The organism is Jannaschia sp. S6380, from assembly GCF_023015695.1.
Taxonomy (GTDB): Bacteria; Pseudomonadota; Alphaproteobacteria; order Rhodobacterales; family Rhodobacteraceae; genus Jannaschia.
Map to the genome: position 1 here is coordinate 127,280 of NZ_JALKAS010000001.1, position 18,269 is coordinate 145,548.

19 protein-coding genes are annotated in these 18,269 nt (G+C 69.0%); 8 read left to right on the forward strand and 11 right to left on the reverse strand.

Features of this window, described 5'->3' with window-relative positions:
* Window positions 1-6: 6 nt before the first annotated feature.
* Entirely contained in the window at window positions 7-1,407 is a 1,401-nt protein-coding gene (gene mgtE / locus MWU52_RS00700; RefSeq protein WP_246948270.1) for a magnesium transporter, read from the reverse strand.
* Between the two features lie 93 nt (window positions 1,408-1,500).
* On the opposite strand from mgtE, the gene guaD reads away from it, so the two are divergent.
* Entirely contained in the window at window positions 1,501-2,790 is a 1,290-nt protein-coding gene (gene guaD, locus MWU52_RS00705; RefSeq protein ID WP_246948278.1) for a guanine deaminase, read from the forward strand.
* A gap of 6 nt (window positions 2,791-2,796) precedes the next feature.
* Here the strand turns inward: guaD and MWU52_RS00710 are convergent, their stop codons facing one another.
* Both MWU52_RS00710 and purB read right to left on the reverse strand, forming a co-directional pair.
* Window positions 2,797-2,967 (reverse strand): adenylosuccinate lyase, encoded by a 171-nt coding sequence (locus MWU52_RS00710; RefSeq protein WP_246948281.1) that lies wholly within the window; start codon window positions 2,965-2,967, stop codon window positions 2,797-2,799.
* 85 nt (window positions 2,968-3,052) lie between these two features.
* Window positions 3,053-4,360 (reverse strand): adenylosuccinate lyase, encoded by a 1,308-nt coding sequence (purB, locus tag MWU52_RS00715; RefSeq protein ID WP_246948282.1) that lies wholly within the window; start codon window positions 4,358-4,360, stop codon window positions 3,053-3,055.
* A gap of 79 nt (window positions 4,361-4,439) precedes the next feature.
* Between purB and MWU52_RS00720 the strand changes: the two genes are divergently transcribed.
* A complete protein-coding gene (locus MWU52_RS00720; RefSeq protein WP_246948283.1) occupies window positions 4,440-4,850 on the forward strand; it encodes a DUF6314 family protein in 411 nt (136 codons plus the stop codon).
* On the opposite strand, the gene MWU52_RS00725 is transcribed toward MWU52_RS00720, so the two are convergent.
* Complete coding sequence (locus MWU52_RS00725; RefSeq protein ID WP_246948284.1) at window positions 4,847-5,080, reverse strand: hypothetical protein; 234 nt, start codon at window positions 5,078-5,080, stop codon at window positions 4,847-4,849. The genes MWU52_RS00720 and MWU52_RS00725 overlap by 4 nt on opposite strands.
* 77 nt (window positions 5,081-5,157) lie before the next feature.
* On the opposite strand from MWU52_RS00725, the gene prfA reads away from it, so the two are divergent.
* The 3 genes from prfA (at window position 5,158) to MWU52_RS00740 (ending at window position 7,873) form a co-directional block, all read left to right on the forward strand.
* Window positions 5,158-6,225 (forward strand): peptide chain release factor 1, encoded by a 1,068-nt coding sequence (gene prfA / locus MWU52_RS00730; RefSeq protein WP_246948286.1) that lies wholly within the window; start codon window positions 5,158-5,160, stop codon window positions 6,223-6,225.
* Window positions 6,222-7,070: a peptide chain release factor N(5)-glutamine methyltransferase gene (gene prmC, locus MWU52_RS00735; RefSeq protein WP_246948288.1), complete on the forward strand. Its 849-nt coding sequence runs from the start codon at window positions 6,222-6,224 to the stop codon at window positions 7,068-7,070. The genes prfA and prmC overlap by 4 nt, the downstream gene beginning before the upstream one ends.
* Before the next feature lie 149 nt (window positions 7,071-7,219).
* On the forward strand, window positions 7,220-7,873 hold the full coding sequence (locus MWU52_RS00740) for a DUF4167 domain-containing protein (protein WP_246948290.1): 654 nt from the start codon (window positions 7,220-7,222) through the stop codon (window positions 7,871-7,873).
* Here MWU52_RS00740 and rsmA read toward each other — a convergent pair.
* Window positions 7,870-8,709, reverse strand: a complete 840-nt coding sequence (gene rsmA / locus MWU52_RS00745) for a 16S rRNA (adenine(1518)-N(6)/adenine(1519)-N(6))-dimethyltransferase RsmA (RefSeq protein WP_246948292.1) — start codon at window positions 8,707-8,709, stop codon at window positions 7,870-7,872. The two genes, MWU52_RS00740 and rsmA, sit on opposite strands and share 4 nt — an antisense overlap.
* Entirely contained in the window at window positions 8,706-9,161 is a 456-nt protein-coding gene (locus tag MWU52_RS00750) for a TetR/AcrR family transcriptional regulator (protein ID WP_246948295.1), read from the reverse strand. Before MWU52_RS00750 ends, rsmA begins: the two co-directional genes overlap by 4 nt.
* Window positions 9,162-9,293: 132 nt before the next feature.
* On the opposite strand from MWU52_RS00750, the gene MWU52_RS00755 reads away from it, so the two are divergent.
* Window positions 9,294-9,692 (forward strand): hypothetical protein, encoded by a 399-nt coding sequence (locus tag MWU52_RS00755; protein ID WP_246948298.1) that lies wholly within the window; start codon window positions 9,294-9,296, stop codon window positions 9,690-9,692.
* On the opposite strand, the gene pdxA is transcribed toward MWU52_RS00755, so the two are convergent.
* From pdxA to lptF, 5 genes are read right to left on the reverse strand one after another with little or no spacing between them, the layout of a single operon-like run.
* The gene (pdxA, locus tag MWU52_RS00760) at window positions 9,640-10,629 is read right to left on the reverse strand and encodes a 4-hydroxythreonine-4-phosphate dehydrogenase PdxA (protein WP_246948301.1); all 990 of its coding nucleotides are present in this window, start codon (window positions 10,627-10,629) and stop codon (window positions 9,640-9,642) included. The two genes, MWU52_RS00755 and pdxA, sit on opposite strands and share 53 nt — an antisense overlap.
* Window positions 10,610-11,806, reverse strand: a complete 1,197-nt coding sequence (locus MWU52_RS00765) for a peptidylprolyl isomerase (RefSeq protein WP_246948304.1) — start codon at window positions 11,804-11,806, stop codon at window positions 10,610-10,612. The genes pdxA and MWU52_RS00765 overlap by 20 nt, the downstream gene beginning before the upstream one ends.
* A gap of 11 nt (window positions 11,807-11,817) precedes the next feature.
* Window positions 11,818-13,947 carry an LPS assembly protein LptD gene (gene lptD, locus MWU52_RS00770; protein ID WP_246948305.1) on the reverse strand — a complete coding sequence of 710 codons (2,130 nt, stop codon included), beginning with the start codon at window positions 13,945-13,947 and terminating at the stop codon, window positions 11,818-11,820.
* Window positions 13,947-15,044: an LPS export ABC transporter permease LptG gene (gene lptG, locus MWU52_RS00775; protein WP_246948306.1), complete on the reverse strand. Its 1,098-nt coding sequence runs from the start codon at window positions 15,042-15,044 to the stop codon at window positions 13,947-13,949. The genes lptD and lptG overlap by 1 nt, the downstream gene beginning before the upstream one ends.
* Window positions 15,041-16,174: an LPS export ABC transporter permease LptF gene (lptF, locus tag MWU52_RS00780; RefSeq protein ID WP_246948307.1), complete on the reverse strand. Its 1,134-nt coding sequence runs from the start codon at window positions 16,172-16,174 to the stop codon at window positions 15,041-15,043. Before lptF ends, lptG begins: the two co-directional genes overlap by 4 nt.
* Window positions 16,175-16,315: 141 nt before the next feature.
* Between lptF and MWU52_RS00785 the strand changes: the two genes are divergently transcribed.
* Together MWU52_RS00785 and MWU52_RS00790 are read left to right on the forward strand one after the other, a co-directional pair.
* On the forward strand, window positions 16,316-17,806 hold the full coding sequence (locus MWU52_RS00785; RefSeq protein ID WP_246948308.1) for a leucyl aminopeptidase: 1,491 nt from the start codon (window positions 16,316-16,318) through the stop codon (window positions 17,804-17,806).
* On the forward strand, window positions 17,799-18,263 hold the full coding sequence (locus MWU52_RS00790) for a DNA polymerase III subunit chi (RefSeq protein WP_246948309.1): 465 nt from the start codon (window positions 17,799-17,801) through the stop codon (window positions 18,261-18,263). The genes MWU52_RS00785 and MWU52_RS00790 overlap by 8 nt, the downstream gene beginning before the upstream one ends.
* The last annotated feature ends 6 nt before the right edge of the window (window positions 18,264-18,269 follow it).

An 18,269-nucleotide genomic window follows, 5' to 3' on the forward strand; every position in this document is an offset into this window, starting at 1 on the left:
TCCCCGTCACAACAGCCAGAGTGCCGCCAGTCCGAGAAACGCGAAGAAGCCCACCACGTCCGTTACCGTCGTCACGAACGCGCCCGAGGCAAGGGCCGGGTCGATGCCGACTTTCTCCAGAACCACAGGGATGCCGACGCCCGCCAGGCCCGCTACGACCAGGTTGATGATCATCGCCACCGCGATCACCACCCCCAGCATGGGCGAGCCGAACCAGACCAGGCCGACGATCCCCATGATGATCGCAAAGGCCACGCCATTGATGCCCCCGGCCATCACCTCGCGCCGGATGACGCGCCAGACGTTCGCCCCGGTCAGGTCGCGCGTAGCGAGTGCGCGCACCGCCACCGTCAGCGATTGCGTCCCCGCATTGCCGCCCATGGACGCCACGATGGGCATGAGCACGGCCAGGGCCACGATTTCGGTTATGACGCCCTCGAACTGCGAGATCACGATGGAGGCCATGATCGCCGTGACCAGGTTCACCGCCAGCCACGGGAACCGGCGCCGGACCACACCCAAAGTGCGGTTCGACAGGGATTCCTCGGCATCGACGCCGGCCAGGCGCAGGATGTCCTCCTCCGCCTCCTCGTCCAGAATGCGGATTGCGTCGTCGATGGTGATGACGCCCAGCAGCCGGTCGTCCGCATCGACCACCGGGGCCGAGATTAGGTGGTACTGGTTGAAGGCATAGGCGACCTCGCTTTCCGGATCGGTCACCTCGAAGGTGCGGAAGCTCTCCTCCTCGATTTCGGCCAGCGGTGTCTCCCGGGGGGCGCCCAGGATCTTGCCCAGCGTGACGTAACCCACGGGCCGCATCCGCGGATCGGTCAGGATGACGTGGTAGAACTGCTCCGGCAGGTCGGGGGCATTTCGCAAATGGTCGATCGCCTGGCCCACCGTCCAGAACGACGGCGCGATCACCACCTCGCGCTGCATCAGGCGACCGGCGGAGAATTCGGGGTAGGTCAGGGCCTGCTGGACGGCAACTCGGTCGACATCGTCGAGCGACGCCAGGATCGCGTCGGCCTGGGTCTCGCTCTCCAGGTTCTCGATCAGGTCGACGACGTCGTCCGTCTCCAACTCGCGCACCGCTTCGGCGACCTCGTCGGCGGGCAGTTCCGCCAGGATCTCCTCGCGGATGGTCTCGTCGAGCTCGGACAGGATCTCGCCGTCGATCCCGCCGGACCACAAACGCAGCAATTCGCGGCGCGGCTGATCGTCGAGCTGTTCCAGGAGGTCGGCGATGTCGGCGCCGTGCAGCGGTTCCAGCAGGGCGTCGATCGCGGGCCCGTCATCGGCGGCGATGGCATCGCGAACCAGGCGCAACCGCGGTTGGTCCAGTTCCACGTCCTCATCCAACTCGTCGGCCGGGGTGACTGGGGTTTCGGGGTCGGTGTCGGACATGGGGCAAACTCCGGGCGCGTCTCCTGCGCGGGGGATAACGCGCGTGACGCGCGAGGGGTAGCGGCGATTTCGGCCGCGGGGTAGGGGACGCGCATGACCCTGCTGATCACCGGCCAGACGCTCGCTTTCGTCGACGACCCGTTCATCGTGGCGCCCGAAGATGTGGTGCGCCACCGCAGCGACGGCGCCGTCGTCGTCGAAGACGGGCGCATCGTGGACGTGGGGGCGGCGGCCGACCTGTCCACTCGCTATCCCGATGCGATGCGGGCCGATCATGGCGAGGCCCTGATCCTGCCAGGCTTCGTCGACGCGCATGTGCACTATCCGCAGACGGCGATCATCGCGTCCTGGGGCAAGCGGCTGATCGACTGGCTACAGACCTATACCTTCCCCGAGGAGGCCCGGTTCGGAGACCCAGAACACGCCGCCCGGATCGCGAACACCTATCTCGACCTCGCGCTGGCGAACGGGACGACGTCGGCCTGCAGCTTCTGCACCATCCACCCCGAAAGCGTGGACGCGATATTCGCCGCGGCGGCCGACCGGGGCATGGCGATCTGGGCCGGCAAGACCTGCATGGATCGCAACGCCCCCGAGGATTTGCGCGACACGGCCCAGGGTGCGTATGACGACAGCAAGGCCCTGCTGGACCGGTGGCATGGGCAGGGTCGCGCGTCTTACGTGATCACCCCCCGGTTCACACCAACCTCCACTCCCGACCAGCTTGCCGCCCTCGGGGGTCTATGGACCGAACGCCCTGATTGCCTGATGCAGACACACCTGAGCGAGCAGGTCGACGAGATCGCTTGGGTCCGCGACCTGCACCCCGAGGCGCGCGACTATCTGGACACGTACGAGGCGCACGGCCTGTTGCGCGAACGCAGCCTGTTCGGACACGCGATCCACTTGGCCGATCGCGAACGCGACAGGCTGGCCGAGGTCGGCGCCGCGCTTGTCCATTGCCCGACATCGAACACGTTCATCGGGTCGGGACTGTTCGACATGGGGTTGGCCCGCCGCCTTCGCGTGGGTCTGGCCACCGATACGGGGGGCGGATCCAGCTTTTCGATGTTGCGCACGATGGCGGCCGCCTACGAGGTGGCGCAGTTGCGCGGACAGGCGCTCCACTCGTCACAACTTCTATGGCTGGCCACCGCAGGATCGGCCCGCGCACTGCATGCCGACGGGATCGGTCGTCTGGAAGTGGGCGCAATGGCCGATCTGGTCGTGCTGGACCTGCATTCCACGTTCGCGATCGCACAACGCACCGCGCGTGCCGACACCCTGTGGGAGGCGGTGTTTCCGACGATCATGATGGGCGACGACCGGGCCGTCGCGCAAACCTATGTCGCGGGTCGACCGATGAAGACCGGACGACCCTGACCCGTATCAGCCGGTGACGTCGGCCACGCAGGTCCCCGTGTCCGCGTCGAGCGTCGTGCCCGGCGCGCAGGACATGGTCACCTGCTCATGCTTGGTCCAATTGCAGCCTTCGGCATGGGCGAGGCCGGGCGCGGTCAGCAGCGCCGCCGTGGCAAGGAGGGTCTTGAGTGTCTTCATGGCCGTCTCCTGTGTTTGGGTGACGTAAGGTTAGCGTCACCGCCGGCACAGTCCAATCACGATCGGCGGTCATGATGTCGCGGCGTCAATCCGCGCCGAAGACCCGGTCGAAGATCGTATCGACATGCTTGGTATGATAGCCGAGGTCGAACTTCTCGCGGATCTCGTCCTCGGACAGCGCCGCGCGGACGTCGGCATCGGCCAGTAGCTCCGTCTGGAAATCTGCGCCCTGTTCCCAGACCTTCATCGCGTTGCGCTGGACCAGGGCATAGGCATCGTCGCGCGACACGCCGGCCTGGGTCAGCGCGAGCAGCACGCGCTGCGACATGACCAGGCCGCGGAACTTGTTCATGTTGGCCAACATGTTCTCGGGATAGACGACCAGCTTGTCGACCACGCCGGTCAGGCGGGCCAGCGCGAAGTCCAGCGTGATCGTCGCGTCCGGCCCGATCATCCGCTCGACCGAGGAGTGCGAGATGTCCCGCTCGTGCCAGAGGGTCACGTTCTCCAGCGCGGGCACGACCGCGGCGCGGACCATCCGCGCGAGGCCCGTCAGGTTCTCGGTCAGGACCGGGTTGCGCTTGTGCGGCATCGCCGACGAACCCTTCTGCCCGGCGCTGAAGAATTCCTCGGCCTCCAGCACTTCGGTCCGCTGCATGTGTCGGATCTCGGTCGCGATGTTCTCGATGCTGCTGGCCACGACGCCCAGCGTGGCGAAGAACGCCGCATGGCGATCGCGCGGGATGACCTGTGTGCTGATGGGCTCCGGAGTCAGGTCCAGCTTGGCGCAGACATGCGCCTCGACGGCCGGGTCGATATTGGCGAACGTCCCGACCGCACCGCTGATCGCGCCAGTGGCCACCTCAGCGCGCGCGGTGCGCAGGCGGCGCAGGTTGCGATCCATCTCGGCATGGAAGCGCGCGAAGGTCAGGCCCATGGTCGTGGGCTCGGCGTGGATGCCGTGGCTGCGCCCGATGCGGACGGTGTCCTTGTGCTCGAACGCCCGGCGCTTCAGCGCGGCCAGCAACGCCTCCACGTCCGCGATCAGCAGGTCCGCCGCCCGCACCAGTTGCACGTTCAGGGTCGTGTCGAGCACGTCGGACGAGGTCATCCCCTGGTGCACGAACCGCGCCGCATCCGCGCCCACGATCTCCGACAGATGGGTCAGGAAGGCGATGACATCATGCTTGGTGACCGCCTCGATCTCGTCGATCCGGGCGACGTCGAACTCCGAATCCTTCGCTTTCCAGACCGCTTCGGCGTTCGCCTTCGGGATCACTCCCAGATCGGCCATGGCGTCGCAGGCATGGGCCTCGATCTCGAACCAGATGCGGAACTTCGTCTCGGGCGACCAGATGGCGACCATCTCGGGGCGGGAATAGCGGGGGATCATGGGGCGGGTCTCTCCGGTGGCGGCAGGGTCGCGCGCGTCATAGGATGCGCATGACCGCCCCGCAAGGAAGCCGCGCCCGATGCTGCCCGCCGAACGACTCGCCGCGTTGAGCGGCCGCTGGACGACGGCACGGGCGCTGATCCATGCCGACGGATCAGGTGCGCAATTCCTGGGTTCGACGATCTGGACGCCGGAAGGGGGGCGCATGCGCTGCGTCGAGGCGGGCGATCTGCATCAGGACGGCCGGACCTTTCCCGCCCGGCGCGAGACGTTCTGGCATGCCTTCTCGGACGGGATCGCGGTGTCCTCTTCCGACGGCAGGCCCTTTCATCGCATCGGCCCGGATCAAGATGCGTTGCATGATTGCCCGCCCGATACGTACCGGCTGCGCTATGACTGGTCGGCCTGGCCCGCCTGGTCGGTGCGATGGCGGGTCACGGGGCCGCGCAAGAACTACCGCGCGCTGACCCGGTACCGTCGCGCGCCCTAGCCGGTCACGCAGCTTTCGCCGGTGTCCCGCCAGATCGGCACGTTCAGCGACATGTCGCAGCGGGCCATGAAGACGCGGCCGCCGACGGACAGGCAGGTGCGTTCCCCCATCTCGACCCGGCCGCCCTGACTATCGGTGCAATAGCAGTCGACCGTGCGGCCCGAGGGCGATGTCACTTCGGCCGCGGCCGGCAGCGCCGCGAAGCAGGCGATCAGCGCGAAACGTCTCATGTCCGTAACCTCCTGAACCGATCCTAGCAGATGCGCGGGCCTTGACCTAATGGCATCGGCCCCGCATCACGCGCCACATGACCGCCCCCGCCATCCCCGCCGAACGGCTCGACCAGATCCTCGCCCGGTTCGAGTACCTGGAGGCGCGGCTGAACGACGGCCCCCGCGCCGACCAGATCGCCGAGCTGACACGCGAATATTCCGAGCTCAGCGAGGTGGCGCGCATGATCCGCGCGTTCCGCGACCGCGACACCCAGATCGACGAGGCGCGGGCCATGCTGGACGATCCCGAGATGCGGGAGTTGGCCGAGGCCGAACTGCCCGCGCTGGAAGCGGCGCAGGCCCGCGGGACGGCCGACCTGCAGATCGCCTTGCTGCCGCGCGACGCCGCCGATGCCCGCCCCGCCATCCTGGAGATCCGCCCTGGCACGGGGGGCGAGGAAGCGGCCCTTTTCGCCGGCGACCTGGAGGCAATGTATCGCCGCTATGCCGAGGCGCGGGGCTGGCGCATGGAGATCGTCGAGCGGCAGGAAACCGACCTCGGCGGCATCAAGGAACTGGTCGCCCGGATCGAGGGCGAGAATGTTTTTGCCCGGCTCAAGTTCGAAAGCGGCGTGCACCGCGTCCAGCGCGTCCCCGCCACCGAGAGTGGCGGCCGCATCCACACCTCCGCCGCGACCGTCGCCGTGCTGCCCGAGGCGGAGGCCGTCGACATCGACATCCCCGCGACCGACATCCGCATCGACACGATGCGCGCCAGCGGGGCCGGGGGGCAGCACGTCAACACCACCGATTCGGCCGTGCGCATCACCCATTTGCCCACCGGGATCGTCGTGACCAGTTCCGAGAAGTCGCAGCACCGCAATCGCGAGATCGCGATGAACGTACTGCGCGCCCGCCTCTACGAGGCGGAACGCAGTGCCGCCGAGGCCGAGCGTTCGGCCAATCGCCGCGCCCAGGTCGGCTCGGGCGACCGCAGCGAGCGGATCCGGACCTACAACTTCCCGCAGGGGCGGATGACCGATCATCGCATCAACCTGACGCTCTACCGCCTCGACGCGATCATGCAGGGCGACCTGGACGAGGTGATCGACGCGCTGACCGCGGACCTGCGGGCGCAGTTGCTGGCCGAGATGGGGGCGTGACCGGGGTCGATGTCGCCCGGGCCGTCGCCGAGGCGCGACGGCGGCTGGATCGCGCGGGCGTCCCCGATCCGGGACGCGACGCACAGGCCCTTCTACTGGCGGTCGCCGGGCGCGAGGCGGCGGGCCAAGACACCATGTCGGGCCGTGTCGCCGCGGCCTACGACCGGGCCATCGCGCGACGCGAACGGCGGGAGCCGGTCTCCCACATCACGGGGCGCCGCGCGTTCTGGATGCACGAGTTCCGGGTCTCCGGCGACGTCCTCGACCCCCGCCCCGAGACCGAAGCCCTGATCGAGGCCGCGATCTCGGTCCCGGTGCGCCGCGTCCTAGATCTGGGCACGGGGTCCGGCTGCATCCTGTTGTCCATCCTGCACGAGGTCGCCGACGCGATCGGCGTGGGTACCGATATCAGTGCCGCCGCGCTCGACATGGCGGCACAGAACGCGGACGTGGTCGGCGTCGCGGACCGTGTGTCCTGGCATCGGTCGAACTGGCTGGCGGATGTGACGGGAACGTTCGACCTGATCGTGTCGAACCCACCCTACATCGCCACGTCCGAGATGGCCGACCTGGCGCCCGAGGTCCGGGAGTGGGAGCCGCGGATCGCGCTGACGCCCGGCGGCGACGGGCTGGACGCCTACCGCATCATAGCCCGCGATGCGCCGGCGCATCTGGTCCCCGGCGGCCGGCTGCTTCTGGAGATCGGGCATGCCCAGGCGGCCGAGGTTTCGGCCCTCCTCCGGGCAAGCGGGTTCGAGGCGGTTACCGTCCATCCGGATCTGGGCGGTCGCGACCGGGTCGTATCAGCGGAAAAATGCCGTATGGGGGCACGAATCTCCTTGTAACTCCGTCGCGTGGCACCCATAAGTTCCGGGCACCCAGCGGTTGACGTGGCCTTGGCCGCGCCCCCGGATGCGACGCCCGATCAATCCGGACCTGGATGACCCGCAACGCGGGCAGGGTCCCCGGCAGATACCAGCGGAATCCCCTACGCATGAGAAGCAGCAAGTCCCGTTCGCGGAACAAGAACCGCAACCGCAACCAGCAGGGCGGCGGCAATATCGTCAACCGCGTGTTCGACAGCTCCGGGCCCGAAGGCAAGGTGCGCGGCACGCCTGCGCAGATCATCGAGAAATACGGTCAGCTCGCCCGCGATGCGCAACTCTCCGGCGATCGTGTCGCCGTCGAGAACTTTCAGCAGCATTCCGAGCACTACACCCGCATGCTCGCCGCCGCGCAGAAGGAGATCGAGGCGCGCCAGCAACAGAACAACCAGAACAACCAGAACAACAATCAGCAGGGCAATCCCTCCGGCGGGCAGAACGCCAACCAGGGCGGCGGCCAGAACGACAACCGCCAGGGTGGCAATGACGGCCGTCAGAACGCCCCGTCGAACGAGGGCGACCGTGCGCAGAACGACCGTTCCGGCGGCAATCGCCGTCGCGGCGGCCGCGGCAACGACGAAGATCGCGCCGCGCCGGTCGACGTGATCGAGGCGCCCGAGGGCGATCCCGGCCCCGTCGAGACGCCCGAGGCGCAGGGCGAGGCGCCGAAGGCCGAAAAGCCCAAGCGGACGCGGACCCGCAAGAAGGCCCCCGCCCAGTCGGATGCAGGTGAGGATGCGCCCACGGCCACCTCCGAAAGCTAGGCGGCCAGCACCCGCGCCAGCGCGCACCAGCCTTCCAGCGGCACCTGTTCGGCCCGCGACGTCGGGTCCAACCCGGCCATACGCAACGATTCCTCGATATCGGACGACAGACCCTTCAGCGCGGCGCGCAGCATCTTGCGCCGCTGGTTGAACCCCTTCGCAACCACCCGCTGCAACACCGCCGGATCGGCCGGGAAACGCGGCGCGGGCAGGGCGGCCAGATGCACGACGGCCGAATTGACCTTGGGCGGCGGCGAAAACGCTTCGGGCGGCAAGGTCAGCGCGATCCGTGCATCGCACCGCCATTGGGCCAGCACGGCCAGTCGGCCATAGGTCTTCGAGCCGGGCGTGGCGACGATGCGCTCCGCCACCTCCTTCTGGAACATCAATGTCAGGCTGTCCCAGGGCGGCGGCCATGTGGCGGGCGTCAGCCAGCGCACCAGCAATTCCGTTCCGACATTGTAGGGCAGGTTGGCCACGACCCGCCACGGCGCATCCAGATGCGCGTTCGCGTCCACGACCAGCGCGTCGCCGCTCACGATCGTCAGCCGCCCCGGATAGGCGGCCGCGATCTGTTCCAATGCGGGCAGGCAGCGCGCGTCCTTCTCGACCGCCAGGACCCGCGCCGCGCCTTCGGCCAGCAGGCCGCGCGTCAGGCCGCCGGGGCCGGGCCCGACCTCCAGCACATGCGCGCCGGTCAGCGGGCCACCGACACGCGCGATCCGGGCCGTCAGGTTCAGGTCCAGCAGGAAGTTCTGACCCAGCGACTTTTTCGCGCGCAGGTCATGGGCCGCGATCACATCGCGCAGGGGCGGCAGGTCGTCGATCCGGCTCATGCCAGGGCCCGGTCGATGGCGGCGCGGGCCAGATCGCCGCGACCCGCCGTCAGCAGGACCAGCCCGCCCTCGGTCAGTGACAGCAAAAGGGCTGCCGCGCTGTCCGGGTCAGGTTCGCCCACAGGTATGCGCGGGCGGAGCCAGGCGTCGAAGGCATCCATCACCGACCTCGCCGCCACATGCTGCGCGCCGCTGCCCAACAGCTCCAGCCACAGCCGGAAATGCCCGGCCAGATCCGGCGCCTGCGTCATGTCGTGCAGTTGCCGGGCCAGTGCGTGCAGGTTCGGCTGGGGCTGCGGGGGCAGGGCCGCGTCCAGGCGTGCCAGCATGTCCTCCGCCAGATGCGCAACGACCGCACCCAGAAGGGCGTCCTTCGTGCCGAAATGATAGATCAGCATGCGATCGCTGGTTCCCGCGGCGCGCGCCATCGGGCGCAGACTGGCGCCGGCCATGCCTTCCGTCAGGAGGAACGCGGCAATCGGCGGAAGCAGCGTCTGAGGTGTGTGACGGCTCATACGAATGGACTGTAGCACACGCTACATTTTCGTGTTATGTAGCGTATGCTACATTCATGGAGATCTATCATGACCACGCTGGAATACATCGTCCTCGCCGCCCTCGTCCTGTTTCCCGTCGCGCTCCTCGCCGCTGTCGGCGGGCGCATCCCCGCTGGCCTCGCATCGGGCGCGGCGGCGGTTTTCGCGGGCTTCACGCTCTGGCCGTTGATCGCCAGCGGGCCGCTCGGCCTCTGGTCGGCGGTCACGGCCGGCGCTTGGGGCCCGCAGGTCCTGATCGACCTGGGCCTCGCCCTGTCGGTCGCGGTATTCTTGGCCGCGCCACGCGCCCGGGCCGCGGGGCTGCGTATCGCCCCGTGGGTCGTGTTCACCGCCTGCACCGGGTCGATCGGCCTGCTTGCCTTCCTCGCCCGGATCATCTGGCGCGAGCGGCAGCACGCCGGGCGGCCATTTCCCACGCCATCCTGAGTGCGGCCACCATCGATGTCGGGTCCGCGGTGCCGGTCCCGGCGATGTCGAAGGCGGTGCCGTGATCGGGCGAGGTGCGGATGTGCGGAAGCCCAAGCGTCACGTTGACCCCGCCGGCGAAGTCAATGGTCTTGATCGGGATAAGCGCCTGATCGTGATACATGGCCACCGCCGCGTCATAGCTCGCCCGCGCGCCTGCATGGAACATCGTGTCGGCGGGCAGGGGGCCGAAACAGCCCAGGTCGGGTGCCAAACGCGCGACCAGGTCGGCAATCCACGATACCTCCTCCCGCCCCATCGTGCCGCCTTCGCCGGCATGGGGGTTCAACCCGGCCACGGCGATGCGGGGCCGCGCGATGCCGAAATCGCGGCGCAGCCCAGCATGGGTGACGCGCAGGACCCGTTCCAACGCGTCGGACGTCAGGGCGGCCGGCACCTCCGACAGCGCGATGTGGATCGTGGCCGGCACGACACGCAGTTCGGGGCAGGCCAGCATCATCACCACGTCGACCCCGCCCGACAGCGCCGCCAGGTATTCGGTATGACCCGGATGGGGAAAATCCGCGCCGTCCTTCAGCGCCTTCTTGTGGATCGGCGCGGTGACCACCCCGGAGGCCCGGCCCTCGGTCGCCAGCGCCACCGCCCGCGCGATAGCCGAGATCACGCCGACGGCCTGGGCCGGGTCGGGCTGACCGGGGCGCGCCGGTCCGGGAATGTCGTGCGGCAGGATGCACAGCGTGTCCGCCGACGCCCGATCCGGCGCGTCGATCACACGGGTCGGTACGTCGAAACCGGCGAAATGGTCCGGGTTTCCGATCACGAAGAAGGGGATATCGGGGGCGATGGCGCGGGCCTTCGCCACGACTTCGGGGCCGATTCCGGCCGGCTCGCCGCAGGTGACCGCCAGGGGCGGGCCGTCAGCGGGTGATGATGGCATCGGCCCGCAATTCGTCGAGATACCCCTGCGCATAGCTGGTCAGACGCTGGTTCAGGATCTGCTGGCCCAGTGCCTGGAATGCCTCCTCCGACGGATTCGACACGCGCTCGCACATCATCACGAAGCGCAGATACCCGTCCCGCGTCAGAAGGGTCGACGCCTCGCCAGCGTCCAGCTTGGCCAATTCCTGCCGCAGGTCGGCGGGCAGATCGGATGGCTGTGCCACGCGTCGGGTCAACGTGCCCTCGGGCGCCCCCTTCGCCACGCCGTAAAGGTCGTCGCAGACGTCGACACGCGTCCGCAGGCGCGCCGCGGCCGACAGCGCCTCGGGCGTGCGCCCGCCGGGGATCAGGTATTCGGCATAGTCGATTGACGCCGCCTCGGACGCCGAGGCACCGCTTTCGTCCAGATCGCGCAGCAGGAACAAGCCGATGAAACCGCCCAGGTTGATCGGCTCCGACACCTCGCCGGGGGCAAGCGCCAGCACCTGGCTGGCAATCGGGGGCGCCAGGTCGGACAACGCGACCCAGTCGATCCGCCCGCCGGCGCGGGCGCTGTTCGACCGCGAGTAGGTGCGCGCCGCCCGTTCGAACGCGGCCTGGCCTTGGATCGTTTCGGACAGGCGCGCGGCAAGGGCCTGCGTCTCGGCCTGGTTTTCCGGCGTCAACGGAAGCGCGATCTCCGACAGGAGGACGCGCACGTCACCCGACCCGCCACGGGCCAGGGTCCGCGCCACTTCCGCTTCGGAGGGCCGCGCGCGCGGGCCGAACCGCTGCTGCACGAGGCGCCGCCAGTACAGGCCGTTCCGCACGAAGTCTCGGAACGTCTCCGGTGCGACGCCCGCCCGCTCCAGCGCCGTGATGAACTCATCCGGGGTCAGGTTCACGCGGGACGCGAATTCCACGAGCCCTTCGTCAAGCTCCTCGGGCGACAGCTCGACGCCGGCGTCGCGCGCCGCCTGGATCTGCAGGGTTTCGTCGATCAGCTTTTCCGTCACCGTCTCAGTATCGGCCCCGGGCGCGCGCAGCAGGCTGAAGAACAGCGCCCGCTGCTGGACCTGGAAATTGGTGATCGCCGTTCCGTTCACCGTGGCCGCGGCCGCGAACGGTTGCTGCGCCGCCGCCGGCGCGCCAAGCGCCCATAGCGCGACCAGGAATGTCGCCAGAATTCGTCTCATCGCCCGCCCCTTCAAATTCCGCAGCGCCGCCGCCTCTTGCGTCGATCGTCCGCCCCGAAGCCCGCCAGTTCCACGCCCAGGCCGAACTTGGTCGATGGTTCCAGGTCGTCATTCGAGGTGAAGCGCCGCTCCACGTCGAAATCGACCGTCACGCAATCGGACCGATAGGTCAGGCCGAGACCGGCGCGGCTGGCGTCGTTTGTCACGAAGTCATACCGCCAGTTCACCCGCCCCGTCCAGTCGACCCCGAGGTCGTAGGCCGCGTCCATCTCCCATTCGGACGTGTCCAGCGGTCGCCCGGCCTCGGCGTCGGATTCGAGCCAGGTGTAGCGCGTCTCGAGCGCGTGCCGGTCGCCGCGCCACCGCAGGATCGTCTCGGCCCGCGACACGTCCAGTGCGTCGTCGATCAGCGCGCGCTGCGTGAACTGGAACCGGTCCTCGAACCCGCCGCTGATGGCGATCAGCCAATCCGAGGCGGTGCCGTCCAGACCCGTTCCGTCGCGGAACTGGTCGAGATCGGCGTTTCGCCAAACACGGCCGACGGTGGCACCTGTCTGCCAGCCCGACGGATCGAACCGGGTATAGGTCACCCCGACATTCGCGCGGTTGCCCAGCTCGCGCCGGTCGCGGCCGGCAAAACGCGAGATGGCGAACAGGTTCCCCTCGTCGAATTCGGGCGTCAGGCTGTCTTCGTCGGGGGTGCGGCGCCGGTCGCCCGGCGTGAACAGCAGCTGTGCCGCGGGCTCGACGACATGGCGGACGCCGCCCGGCGTGCCCCGCGCCAGCGGCAGCCGCAACTCCAGCCCGGCATAGGGCACCGCGCGCATGAACGGATCATCGGGAAAGTCCGGATCCTGCTGGACGTTGTAGGCATCGGCATGCAGCCCCGCCAGGCCGGTCGCCACCAGCCCCGCGTCCAGAACCCGGGTGCGCCGCCAGTCGACGGCGGCCGATGCCCGCTGCACGTCGCGCGCGGCGTTCATCGGCAGGTCCGGCGGCACGGTCTCGGCCGCCCGCCGCCGCGCATGCGCCTGCAGCGTCCAGGTAAGGTCACCGCCCAGCACCGGACGCGGCTCGCGGCGCTGACGCTCGACCGTGACGACCGGGGTCGGCAGGAAGCGGTTCGACTCGCCCGCCCGCAGCGTGTCGTAGGCCACGATCTCGGCCAGGAACCGGTCTTCGCGGTCAACCCGCGTGATCGCCAGACGACTGTCCAGCCGGTCCTTCTCGGTGATGTCGTAATTCAGAAGGTATGTCTCGTCGCTCGCCAGCTCCAGGTCGAACTCCAGCCGATAATCGCGGTCGAGAAAGAACGTGCCGTCCGCGAACAGATAGCCGCGCAGGTCGTCGCCCAGAACGTTGTCGTCGGACACGGCGCCCGTCACCTCGACCGCGCCGTTGTCGAAGGCCTGACGATAGCGGAAGCCCATGCTGCGCGTTTCGGTATTGGTTACGAAGGGCAGCAGCGTCAGGTCCCGCGACGGGCCAAGCGCGATGAAATAAGGCACCGTCACACCGGTCCCCAGCAGGTCGTCCGCCGAGAAACGCGGCGCCAGGACGCCGGTGGCCCGTTCCAGCGTCGGGTCCGGAAGGCGCAGGCGCGGGAACCAGGCGATCGGTAAGCCCGCCACCTCGAACCGCGCGCCCTCGAAATAGAGCTGTCGTTCCTCGCGGTCATGCACCACCCGCCGCGCCCGGATCTGCCACAGGGGCACGGGGTTCGCCGCGCAGACCTCGCAGGAGGAGGCGACGGTCTGGTAGAGCTGCGTGTATCGCCCCTCGGCCCCCGTCGCGATTTCGGTGGCGGCGATCTGCAACTGTTGGTCCAGCACCAGCCGCGCGCCCTGCAGGACCGAGGCGCGCAGATCCGCTCCGAGCGTCGCGAAATCCGCCACCAGGATCGTGTCCGGCCCGTCCAGCAGCGTCAGCGGCCCCTCGACCACCACGCGGTCCTCGTCGCGCAGGTAGGTGATCCGCCGTGCCCTCAGGATCCGGCCGTCCGCGAAGATTTCCACGTTGCCGGCTGCCGTCAGCGTCTCCTCGTCGAAGGCGATCCGGTCCGCGACGAGCGTGGCCGGCCCCTGCTGCGCCATGGCCGGCAAGGCCAGCAGGGCCGCGATCAGCGCCAGGACGAGCCGCATCACCCGTCCTCCAGATGCAGGATGATTCCGACCGACAGCAGGATCGCGGCCACCGGCGGCGACCAGGCCGCCAGCGCCACCGGCAACTGGCCGTTCTCGCCCAAAACCTGCGCGAAGTTGCGCAGAAAGAAGACCCCGAACCCCAGCAGAAGCGCCGCGAGCACCATCACCCCGGAGCGTCCCGCGCGGGCGTGGCGCATGGAGAACGCGGCCCCGATCAAGACCATCGCTGCCAGCATCACGGGGTTGGCCAGCTCCATATGCAGCCAGACACGGTGCGTCAGGCCCGAGAACCCCGCCGCGTCCAGCTGCCGGATGAAGCCCGGAAGCTGAAAGATCGGGATCGAGGAGGGGACACCGAAACTGTCGCGGATCTGCGCCCGCGTCAGCGATGACGGGATCGTTGCCACCGGCACGGCCTGCGCGTCGCGTTCGGGATTGTTCGACGTGGCCAGTGGCCAACGCTTGGCATCCTCCAGCAGCCATTCGCCGCTCGACAGTTCGGCCCGTCGTGCGTCGACCCGCTCCTGCGGGGTGCCGGCGGCATCGAAGGCGATGAAGGTCGCCTCGAACAACACGGTTCCGTCCAGCGAGGACCGCGCGGCGCGGATGACCGTCTGCCCCGATCCGTCGCCCTGCCGCAGCCAGACGCCTTCTTCGCTCACCGACAGGACGCTGCTGATCCCGGTGCGGAAGCGCGCGATCTCGCGCTCATAGGCGGATTGGGTGGCGGCGACGATCGGGTTCAGCATCAACAGCGCCGTCACGCCGACCAGCACGGCGGCCACGACCGGCGCGAAGGCCGCACGCAGCGCCGAGCGTCCGGCTGCCCGGATCACCACCAGTTCCGAGGATCGCGCCAGCGACAGGAACAGCGCCAGCGTCGCCAGGATCACGATCAGCGGCAGGATTTGGTACAGCGCCGCAGGCAGGTTCAGCGCCGCCAGCCGCAGCCCGTCGCCCACGCCTGCGTCCTCGCCATCTAGGCGGCGCAACTGCTCCATCAGGTCGATGGGCAGCAGCAGACCCGTGAACACCAGCGCCACGATGAACAGCAGCCACAGGAACCGGCGCGCGATGTAGATCTGCAGCGTCATGCCGGCGCCCCGTCGCCGCGTGGCCGGATCAGGTGCGGCCCCCGCGTGTCACGCCAGACCAGCGCGAAGCCCAGCGCCAGCGTCAGGATGGCGGGGATGTAGACCGTCCACCAGAGCGCGGCGTCGTCGCGGGCGGCCGTCTCGGTCACGTTGGCCAGCATCTTCAGCAGGATCGCCGCCACCACCGCGCCCAGGATCTGCCGCCAGAGGCCGAAGCGCGAATAGCCGCCGAGCATCAGGAACCCCAGTGCCAGCAGCGGCAGGCCCAGCGCGAACAGGGCCTCGGAGAAGCGCACGTTCCCCTCGGATCGCAGCTTGGCGACATCCTTGCGGGTCACCGCCTGCGTCTCGGCATCGGCGCGCAGCAAGGCGGGCGTCGGCATCTCGCGCGGGTCGCGGCGCCGCGCGCCGTCGTCGCCGCCGGCGAGCCCTGCCAGATCATAGGCGAAATCCTGGAACGTGGTCGTGACCAGGCTGCGATCCTCGACCTGCAGGGTCTGCGCCATTCCGTCGAACATCACGAGGCGCGTCGTGCCGTCCACCCGCACCAGAATTGCGCGTTCCGCGGTGTAGGACGTGCGCATCGCGGCGTTGCGGCGATCCTGCAGGAACAGGCCCAGCAACTCGCCCTGCGGCGTGATCTCGCGCACATAGACGGTGACGCCGCGGCCGGGATGCAGGAACTCGCCTTCCTTCAGGAAGCGTGCGGTGACGTCGCGGGACAGCTCCGCCCCCCGTTCGGCCAGGGCGGTGCGGGACAGCGGCACCAGCACGTGCCCCAGCACCGAAACCATCAGCGCCACGACGAGCCCGAAGGCCAGCACCGGTCGGGCCAGCCGCCAAGGCGACAGGCCGGTCGTCTGCGCCACGACCATCTCGCTGTCCGAGGACAGGCGATTGATCCCGTACAGCGTTGCCACCAGCGCCGAGACCGGCAGCACCGCATAGATTACGTTGGGCAGCGCCAGCGCGGTGAATTCCAGGAAAGTGATCACGCTGGAGCCGCCGGCGATCAGGCTGTCGAACAGGCTGATCGCCCGATTGACCCAATAGACCGCCACCAGGACCAGGCTGAAGAACCCGAAATAGACCAGCAGCTGACCGGCGAGGTATCTGTCGAATAGTGCCAAGCATCCCCCCGGCGGGCCGTCACGCCCCCCTTCCTAGCGGGGAAGGCGGGGGCATCAAAGCCCCGATCGCGCGGGGCGTCTGGAATGTCGCGCGGCCCGCGCATAGGGTCCGCGCGAACCGCAATCCGTCCGGAGATCGACATGACCGCCCCCGCCGAAATCACCTTCACCCAGACCGATCTCGACGCGTTGGCCGCGGCCGAGGGCGTGATCGCATGTATCGTGCCGCCCGCCGGCGCCCTCGGCGTCGAGGCGCGTCGCCTGAACCGGCTGACCAAGGGCGCCGTCAAGCGCGCCGTGGAATCGCCCGCCTGGGAAAAACTGTCCGAGGGCGACGTGCTGGAGCTGGGCTTTCCTGCCGGGCTCGCCGCGTCGACCGTGGCGATCGTCCGGCTGGACAAGCGCGCGCCGCTGGCCCGCGCGATGGCCGGCGGTGCCGCGTTGGCCAAGCTGCGGGGCGGGCGCGAATTGCTGATCCTCGGCGCGGCGCACCGGCGGCTGACCGACGTGGTTCTGGGCGCGGTGCTGCGCGGCTACGACTTCGCCGATCACAAGACGCCCAAGGATGGCGACAAGACCCCGGCCGCCGCGCCCGTCACCGTCATGGTCACCGACGCGGACGCGGCAGAGTACGCCTTCGCCGATGCCCGCGCCGCGGCCGAAGGCGTGTTCCTGACCCGTGATCTGGTCAATGCCCCCGCGAACGTCCTGACCACCACCGCCTTCGCCACCCGGCTGGAGGCGTTGCGCGATCTGGGCGTCGAGGTCGAAGTGCTGGAGGAGGCCGAGCTGAAGAAGCTCGGCATGCGTACGCTTCTGGCCGTGGGGCAGGGGTCGGAAAGTCCCTCCAAGGTCGTGGTCATGCGCTGGAACGGCGGCGGCGACGAGAAGCCCTTCGCGCTGATCGGCAAGGGTGTGGTCTTCGACACCGGCGGCATCTCCCTCAAACCCGCCGCGGGGATGGAGGACATGACCATGGACATGGGCGGGGCCGGCACCGTCGCGGGTGTCATGCACACGCTCGCCGCCCGCAAGGCGCGCGCCAATGTCGTGGGCCTCGTCGGCCTCGTCGAGAACATGCCCGACGGCCGCGCCACCCGCCCCGGCGACGTCGTGAAATCCATGAAGGGCGACACGGTCGAGGTCATCAACACCGACGCCGAGGGCCGTCTCGTCCTCTGCGACGTGATGTGGTACGCGCAGGACCGGTTCGCGCCCACCGGCATGATCGACCTCGCCACCCTGACCGGCGCGATCATCATCGGCCTCGGTCACGAGAACGCGGGCGTGTTCGCCAATGACGACAAGCTCGCCGACGCCTTCCTCAAGGCCGCGCGCGCCACCGGCGAGGGGGCCTGGCGCATGCCGCTGGGCGAGGCCTACGACAAGCAGCTCAAGTCCCGCGTGGCCGACATGAAGAACGTCGGCGGCCGACCCGCCGGCTCGATCACCGCGGCGCAGTTCCTGCAACGCTTCGTGCGCGACGACACCCCATGGATCCACCTCGACATCGCGGGCGTCGCCTCCGTCTCAAAGGGCACGGACCTGTCGCCCGCGGGCGCCACCGGCTGGGGCGTGCGCGCGCTCGACCGGTTCATCCGCGACGGTTACGAGACGAAGGACGATGGGTGAGGTCTATTTCTACCACCTGACCCGCGATCCCGTCGAACGCACGCTGGCGACCTTGCTGGGCCGCTGCCTGGAGCAGGAGTGGCGCGTGGCCGTGCGCGGGACGGACAGGGACCGGCTTGTCCGGTTCGATGACGCGCTGTGGCAGGGGCCGCCCACCTCCTTTCTGGCACATGGTCTGGCCGGCGGCCCCGACGATACCCGCCAGCCGATCCTGCTGACCGCCGGCGCCGCGACCAACGAACCCCAGTGCCTCATGGCGGTCGACGGCGCCCTCGTCGCGCCGACCGAGGTGCGCGAGATGCGCCGCTGCTGCATTCTGTTCGACGGCCTCGACGCTGCGGCGGTGCAGGCGGCGCGGCTGCAGTGGAAGAGTTTGACCGATGCCGGCTGTGCGGCCCGCTACTGGTCGGAGGAGTCGGGCAAATGGGCGGAAAAGGCATCGAAGAACGTCGATTGACGGGAA

Coding starts and splice junctions, on each gene's coding strand:
- MWU52_RS00710 (WP_246948281.1), bottom strand. CDS start 2,967: ATGAAGACACTCAAGACCCTCCTTGCCACGGCGGCGCTGCTGACCGCG.
- pdxA (WP_246948301.1), bottom strand. CDS start 10,629: ATGCCATCATCACCCGCTGACGGCCCGCCCCTGGCGGTCACCTGCGGC.
- MWU52_RS00785 (WP_246948308.1), top strand. CDS start 16,316: ATGACCGCCCCCGCCGAAATCACCTTCACCCAGACCGATCTCGACGCG.
- MWU52_RS00740 (WP_246948290.1), top strand. CDS start 7,220: ATGAGAAGCAGCAAGTCCCGTTCGCGGAACAAGAACCGCAACCGCAAC.
- MWU52_RS00755 (WP_246948298.1), top strand. CDS start 9,294: ATGACCACGCTGGAATACATCGTCCTCGCCGCCCTCGTCCTGTTTCCC.
- MWU52_RS00720 (WP_246948283.1), top strand. CDS start 4,440: ATGCTGCCCGCCGAACGACTCGCCGCGTTGAGCGGCCGCTGGACGACG.
- MWU52_RS00765 (WP_246948304.1), bottom strand. CDS start 11,806: ATGAGACGAATTCTGGCGACATTCCTGGTCGCGCTATGGGCGCTTGGC.
- lptG (WP_246948306.1), bottom strand. CDS start 15,044: ATGACGCTGCAGATCTACATCGCGCGCCGGTTCCTGTGGCTGCTGTTC.
- MWU52_RS00750 (WP_246948295.1), bottom strand. CDS start 9,161: ATGGCCGGCGCCAGTCTGCGCCCGATGGCGCGCGCCGCGGGAACCAGC.
- lptD (WP_246948305.1), bottom strand. CDS start 13,947: ATGCGGCTCGTCCTGGCGCTGATCGCGGCCCTGCTGGCCTTGCCGGCC.
- guaD (WP_246948278.1), top strand. CDS start 1,501: ATGACCCTGCTGATCACCGGCCAGACGCTCGCTTTCGTCGACGACCCG.
- purB (WP_246948282.1), bottom strand. CDS start 4,360: ATGATCCCCCGCTATTCCCGCCCCGAGATGGTCGCCATCTGGTCGCCC.
- mgtE (WP_246948270.1), bottom strand. CDS start 1,407: ATGTCCGACACCGACCCCGAAACCCCAGTCACCCCGGCCGACGAGTTG.
- MWU52_RS00725 (WP_246948284.1), bottom strand. CDS start 5,080: ATGAGACGTTTCGCGCTGATCGCCTGCTTCGCGGCGCTGCCGGCCGCG.
- rsmA (WP_246948292.1), bottom strand. CDS start 8,709: ATGAGCCGGATCGACGACCTGCCGCCCCTGCGCGATGTGATCGCGGCC.
- prfA (WP_246948286.1), top strand. CDS start 5,158: ATGACCGCCCCCGCCATCCCCGCCGAACGGCTCGACCAGATCCTCGCC.
- MWU52_RS00790 (WP_246948309.1), top strand. CDS start 17,799: ATGGGTGAGGTCTATTTCTACCACCTGACCCGCGATCCCGTCGAACGC.